Origin of the sequence: Streptomyces poriferorum (genome assembly GCF_019399235.1) — a bacterium.
In the GTDB taxonomy this organism is placed as follows: Bacteria; Actinomycetota; Actinomycetes; order Streptomycetales; family Streptomycetaceae; genus Streptomyces; species Streptomyces poriferorum.
This window is the reverse complement of sequence record NZ_JAELVH010000353.1, coordinates 1-6,362: the sequence shown is the minus strand read 5'-3', so window position 1 is coordinate 6,362 and position 6,362 is coordinate 1. Positions and strand designations below refer to the sequence as shown.

The 6,362-nt window shown below is 71.1% G+C and carries 5 protein-coding genes; 3 read left to right on the top strand and 2 right to left on the bottom strand.

The features are described 5' to 3' along the window. Positions 1-98: 98 nt before the first annotated feature. On the bottom strand, positions 99-1,250 hold the full coding sequence (locus JGS39_RS35485; RefSeq protein ID WP_219573880.1) for an MFS transporter: 1,152 nt from the start codon (positions 1,248-1,250) through the stop codon (positions 99-101). Between the two features lie 648 nt (positions 1,251-1,898). Here JGS39_RS35485 and JGS39_RS35480 point away from each other — a divergent pair. Both JGS39_RS35480 and JGS39_RS35475 read left to right on the top strand, forming a co-directional pair. Continuing rightward, positions 1,899-3,044 (top strand): P1 family peptidase, encoded by a 1,146-nt coding sequence (locus tag JGS39_RS35480; RefSeq protein WP_219573879.1) that lies wholly within the window; start codon positions 1,899-1,901, stop codon positions 3,042-3,044. Positions 3,045-3,177: 133 nt separating this feature from the next. Then, positions 3,178-3,957, top strand: coding sequence for a DUF6227 family protein (locus JGS39_RS35475; protein WP_219573878.1), 780 nt, complete (start codon positions 3,178-3,180; stop codon positions 3,955-3,957). Positions 3,958-4,055: 98 nt separating this feature from the next. Here the strand turns inward: JGS39_RS35475 and JGS39_RS35470 are convergent, their stop codons facing one another. Continuing rightward, positions 4,056-5,597: an MFS transporter gene (locus JGS39_RS35470; protein ID WP_219573877.1), complete on the bottom strand. Its 1,542-nt coding sequence runs from the start codon at positions 5,595-5,597 to the stop codon at positions 4,056-4,058. Between the two features lie 62 nt (positions 5,598-5,659). Here JGS39_RS35470 and JGS39_RS35465 point away from each other — a divergent pair. Beyond that, a partial coding sequence (locus tag JGS39_RS35465; RefSeq protein ID WP_219573876.1) for a helix-turn-helix transcriptional regulator occupies positions 5,660-6,362 on the top strand: 703 nt, incomplete at its 3' end.

Here is a 6,362-nt window from a genome sequence, read left to right as displayed (position 1 = left end):
AATGCCGCCGGCGTCGCGGAAGGCGCGGGTACCGGGCGGGGCGAGGGAGGGGTCGAGGGGGACGACCGCACGGGTGTCGGCTGCTCGCGGGTCCGCGGTCACTTGAAGCCCTTCTTCACCTGGGAGAGATAGGCGCTGCCGCGCAGCACCCGCTTGCAGCGCGGGCAGTACTCGGCCCACTCGTCGAAGTCGAGGCTGAGGTCGCGCATGGTGCCGCGGAGGTTCTCGACGTACGGGGTGGTGTCGATGGGTTCCTCGCAGCGGCGGCAGCTGAAGACCTCCTGGTCCTGCCGGCCGGTGTACTTGAACAGCTGCATGCCCACGGCGGCGGGGCGCTGGACGATGTGGAAGAACTTCCCGAACGGGATGTAGATGAGGGTGAAGACCACGGAGACCATGTGGAGGATCGCCAGGAACTCGTATCCGCCGCCGTGCAGGAAGATCGACGAGAAGGTGAGGAGCAGGCCCGTCACGGAGATGACGATCAGTGCGATGAGCGGCACGAGGTCGTAGCCGAACCGCTGGCCGGTGATGGCACCGCGGTCCTTCATCCGGCGCCACAGGAAGTAGGAGGCGCCGGGGATGACGAGGACGGCGGCGATGTCCAGGCCGTGGAACATCAGCCAGCCGAGGATGTCCAGGGAATCGAAGCCGACGATCTTGAAGCCCCAGATGCGCATCTCGTAGCCGGGCCCGGATCCGGTGCCCGAGGTGAAGGTGAACCAGCCCCAGGTCAGCGGGAAGGTGATCAGGGACGCGAGGATGCAGCCCCAGAAGATCAGCTGGTGGGCGGCCCAGCGGGCGTGGGAGCGGGCGCCGAGGAACTTCTGGAAGCCGAGGTAGGTGGCGATCATCTTCGGCAGGGCGGTGGGAGCCCTACGGAAGTTCTCGACCGAGAAGAGGCTGCCCCAGCCCTTCTTGAACAGCCGTCGGGCGCCGGGAGCGGAGACCCAGACCGTGTAGCGGTAGGCGACGCCGAAGGCGAGGAAGACCGTGGCCACGGCGTACGGCAGGAGCGCCGAGTCGAAGTTCTCCAGGAACCTGCTGCCCAGCACGATGGCCACGATCAGCAGGAGGGAGACGATCACCCCGGCCGCCGTCGCGCGGGCGGTGACGGAACGGGGGACGGCGGCTCCGGAGCGGGCGGATCCGCCGGCGGACGGCGGGGCAACGGCCGCGCCGGAGGAACCGGTGGGATCACCGGGGGCGGGTTGCGCTGCTGCGGCAGAGGCTTCTGGTGGCTCGGTCACGCCGTCAGCGTAGGGCCGTATGGGGATATTAGTCCTGTTTTATGGCCTTACGGGGTGAGCGCGTCGTGGTGCGGCGGTATCGGGGTGCGCGTTCGACTTCTCCTCACACGGCGTACAGCCCGTGCGAGGAGAAGATCTCGCGGGCGAGGTGACCTGCCCGAGAGTGGGAGAGGGTGCGTCATGGAGGGTGAACGGCTCGTCCGGCGCCTTGTCCGGCGCCCTGTCCGGCGCCCGCCACTTCGCCTCGCCGAGCTTGCGAGCGGGAGGACGTCCACCCGCGAGACGTTGCCCAGGGAGGCGGCGAAGGCCTCGACCCCGTCGACGTCAGCCGGGTCGGGGACCGCGTCGGGGGCCGGCACGAAGCGGGCCGTGCTCCTCCTTGCGGGGAGCGGCGAGGCGGTGGGCGAAGTCCGGGACGGGCTCCAGCGGCCGGCCGGCCGGCCGCCTCGCGACAGGTGGCACGGCCCCAGGACTTGACGTATTCACCACCCGAACCGGGGCGTTCTTCTTCAGGGGCTTTGAACCGTCGTTTACTTGTGAATGCATTCACGAGGGTTTCGGCCCACCCTGCTTCCCCTCGCTGTCCGGCGGGTACTTTCACGACGCACCACCGAGCAGTCAGCCATCCGCACCACGAAGGAGCACCGGATGACCGGCCAGGACACCCCAGACCCCACGCCGTCACCTTCACCGGCGCCGCACCGGAGGGACGCGCTGACCGATGTGGCCGGGATCCGCGTCGGGCATGCGCGGGTCGCGGGCGCGGGGGCGCTGAGCGGCACCACCGTGGTCCTGGCGCCCGAGGGCGGAGCTGTCGCGGCCGTCGACGTACGCGGCGGCGGACCGGGCACCCGTGAGACGGACGCGCTGGATCCGCGCAATCTGGTGCAGCGCATCGACGCCGTGGTCCTCACCGGTGGCAGCGCGTTCGGCCTGGACGCGGCGTCCGGGGTGATGGCCTGGCTGGAGGAGCGGGGGCGCGGCGTGCGGGTCGGCGCCGATCCGTCCCAGGTGGTTCCGGTGGTCCCCGCGGCCTGCGTCTTCGACCTGGGCAGGGGCGGCGACTGGCGGGCCCGGCCGGATGCCTCGACCGGCCGGGCCGCGGTGGAGGACGCGGCGCGCTCGGAGCCCGGGGCCGCGGTCGCGGAGGGCTGCGTCGGCGCGGGCACGGGTGCGGTCGCCGGGCAGCTGAAGGGCGGGGTGGGCACGGCGAGCATCCTGCTGCCGTCCGGGATCACGGTGGCCGCCCTGGTCGTGGTGAACGCGGCGGGTTCCGTGCTCGATCCCCGTACCGGGGTGCTGTACGGGGAGTACGGGGGCGCCGAGCCGGCCGTCGCACCCGCGCCGGAGGTCCACCAGGAGGCGCGACGGCGCCTGGCGCAGGCGCACGACGCGAACACGCGCCCCCCGCTCAACACCACGCTCGCCGTCGTCGCCACGGACGCCGAACTCGGCCGCGCGCAGGCGCAGAAGCTCGCGGGGACGGCGCACGACGGGCTGGCGCGCGCCATCCGACCTGTCCACCTGATGAGCGACGGGGACACCGTCTTCGCCCTGGCCACCGGCGTCCGCACGCTGGATCCGGCGAACCCGCTCGCACTCAACGACCTGCTGGCGGCGGGTGCGGAGGCCGTGACCCGGGCCATCGTGAAGGCGGCACGGGCGGCCACGAGCGTCAACGGCCGCACCGGCGGTGGCACATACCTCGCGTACGGCGACCTCTACGACACACCACGGCAATCGGCACAGTCACCGGACAATACGGGGCGCGAAGCCGACTCGCCGTCCACGTAGGGAAGTTCGGGCGAACAGCGGGAACCTTCTGCGTGCACCGTACGTTTTTCCCAACCCCGGTCACGATGTCAGACCCAGGGACTACGTTGAGCACGCACCAAGTCACACGCGGCGACGGCCTGGAGACAGCACCTTGAGCGATCCGTACGAGACAACCGAGCAGCACCTCGAGCGAATCCTGCGACGGGCTCTCAACTCGTTCGACCTGCCCGACAGTACGGTCGAGCGGCTCGGCACCGCGCTCGCCCACAGCAGTTCCCTGCACTCCTCGCACCACAGCCCCGCCCTGCACCGCGAGACCTACCGGCACACCTATCTGCTGGCCGACGGCACGCCGCTCGCTCTGTGGGAGCTCGTGCACTGCGGCCCCCGCCAGGCAGCCGCCCCGCGCGGCCCGGGGCACGGCGCGGAGCCGGGCCCGCTCCAGCACGAGCTGTACGACGACGAGGCGGACGCCCACGTCGCGGCGGCCCGGCTGACCGGCGGCTTCTGCGACGGCCCGGTCTTCGGACACGACGGACCGCAGGCCGACCTGGAGATCATCGACGCCCTGATGGCGGCGCCCCCGGCCCCGCTGCCCCGGATGTACGCCCCGGACAACTCCGCGGACCACGCCCGCCGGGTGCTGCGCCGGGCGGAGAACCGGAACGGGCCGGGCGAGGAGACGGCCCTCCTGCTGCGGGCGGCCTTCGCCCACCACATCACCCAGATCTTCGGCCGGCAGTGCCAGGTGGACGGGCGGGACGCGGGGTTCACGCTGTACGAGCACGCCTTCCTGCTGCTCGACGGCAGCGAGACGAGCCTGTGGGAGGTCGAGCACACGGCGACGCCGGACGGCCGTCACATGTGCGAGGTGTACGGCGACGAGGAGGCCGCGCGCGGCGCGATGGAGAGCCGCACACGCATCTGCTGACGCACGGCGCGGCCCCGTACGGACATGACGGTGCCCGCACCCCCGCCGGGGGTGCGGGCACCGTCGGTTCTTCCGTCTTCCGCTTCCGCTCCGCCCGCTCAGTGCGTCAGCACGGGCTCCTGGACGGGCTCGTCGAACGGCTCGGCGCTCTCGTCGCCGCCCTCCACGTGCTCCTTCGGACGGGCCGGCAGCGCGAACATCACCAGGAAGATCACCGCGAGTACGCCGGCCACCCACCACAGCGAGTGCTCGAAGGCGTCGGCGAACGCCGGACCGATCTCCGGCGGCGTCAGCTTGTCACCCATCGTCCCGAAGAAGATGACCGAGACCAGGGCGAGCCCCAGCGCGTTGCCCATCTGCTGCACCGTGTTGAACAGCCCGGAGGCCGATCCCGCGTGCTCCTTGGGCACCTCGGACAGCACCGCGTCGGCCAGCGGGGCGACGATCAGTCCCATCCCGACGCCCATGACCACCAGCGGCAGCGCCATCTGCCAGGACGTGATCGCCATGCCGTAGCGGCCGGACTCCCAGATGTAGAGCAGCAGACCGGCGATCATGAGCAGCGCCCCCGCCTGGAGCACCTTGCGGCCGAAGCGCGGCACCAGCTTCTGTACGGAGATACCGGCGGCGAACGAGACGGCGATCGAGAACGGGATACCGGTCGTACCGGCCCGCAGCGCGCTCCAGCCGAGCCCCTCCTGCATGTACAGCGTCCAGACCAGGAAGAAGATCCCGAGGCCGATCCCGAAGGTCAGCTGCACGGCGATGCCCGCGGCGAAGCTCTTGACCCGGAACAGCGACAGCTCGACCAGCGGCGAACCGTCCCGGCGCGCCTTCACCCGCTCGAACAGCACGAGACCGGCGAAGACCACGATGCTGCCGGCCATCGACAGGTAGCCCCAGAGCGGCCAGCCGAGCTCCTCGCCGCGGGTCAGCGGGTAGATGAGCATGAGCATCCCCAGCGTCACCAGCACCACACCGACCAGGTCGAGGCGGAGCGCCTTCGGCGCCTTGGACTCGGTGATGAACTTCCGGCCCAGGATCAGGCCCGCGATGCCGACCGGCAGGTTGATCAGGAAGATCGGGCGCCATTCGAGGCCGGCGATGTTCCACTCGGTGAGCAGTGCGCCGAGCAGCGGGCCGGACACGGCGCCGAGGCCGACGATCGCGCCGAAGAGGCCGAAGACCTTGCCGCGCTCGTGGGCCGGGAAGGTGGCGTGCACGATGGACAGCACCTGCGGCACCATCAGCGCGGCCGTGCCGCCCTGGAGGATGCGCGAGGCGACGAGCATCTCCGGGTTGGCGGCGAACCCGCAGAGCGCGGAGGCCACGGTGAAGCCGCCGATCCCGATGAGGAAGAGCCGCTTGCGGCCGTAGATGTCACCGAGCCGCCCACCGGTGATCAGACCGGCGGCGAAGGCCAGGGCGTATCCGGCGGTGATCCACTGGATCGAGCTGAACGAGGCTCCGGTGTCCGCCTTGATGCTCGGGATGGCGATGTTGACGATCGTGACGTCGACCAGGTCCATGAAGGCCGCGGTCATCACGATGGCCAGCGCGAACCACCGTCGGCGGTCCGACGCGTCCGGGGACGCCGTGGGAACCGCCGCCGGCGACGGCTGGGATGCGGAAGAAGTCATATGAAGAAGTTAAACGTCGATTAGGTCAGGTCGTGACCCAATGGACGGGCATCCTGGGTGACATGACCGACACCCCGGCACGACTGCTGAATCTGCTGTCACTGCTCCAGACGCCGCGTGAGTGGCCGGGCAGTGAACTCGCCGACCGGCTCGACGTCAGCGCGCGCACCATCCGCCGCGACATCGACCGGCTCCGCGACCTGGGCTACCCCGTCGAGGCGTCGCGCGGCTCGGTCGGCGGCTACCGCCTCGTGGCCGGTGCGGCGATGCCGCCGCTGCTGCTGGACGACGAGGAGGCGGTGGCCATCGCGGTGGGGCTGCGGGCCGGGGCCGGCCACGCCATCGAGGGCGTCGACGAGGCCTCCGTACGGGCCCTGGCCAAGCTGGAACAGGTACTGCCCTCACGGCTGCGCCACCGGGTCTCCACCCTGCAGAACGCGACGATGCCGCTGGCCCGGGGTGACGGCTCGACGATCGACCCGCAGACGCTGACCGTGATGGCGTCGGCGGTCACCGGGCGGGAGCGGCTGCGGTTCGCGTACCGGGCGGGGGACGGCGCCGAGACGCGGCGGCAGGTGGAGCCGTACCGCCTCGTCAGCACGGGGTGGCGCTGGTATCTCGTCGCGTACGACCTGGAGCGGGAGGACTGGCGGACGTTCCGGGTCGACCGGGTGAGTGAGCCGTATCCGACGGGTGCCCGTTTCACGCCGCGTGAGCTGCCGACCGGCGACGCGGCGGAGTTCCTCAGCAGGTCCATGGCGCGCC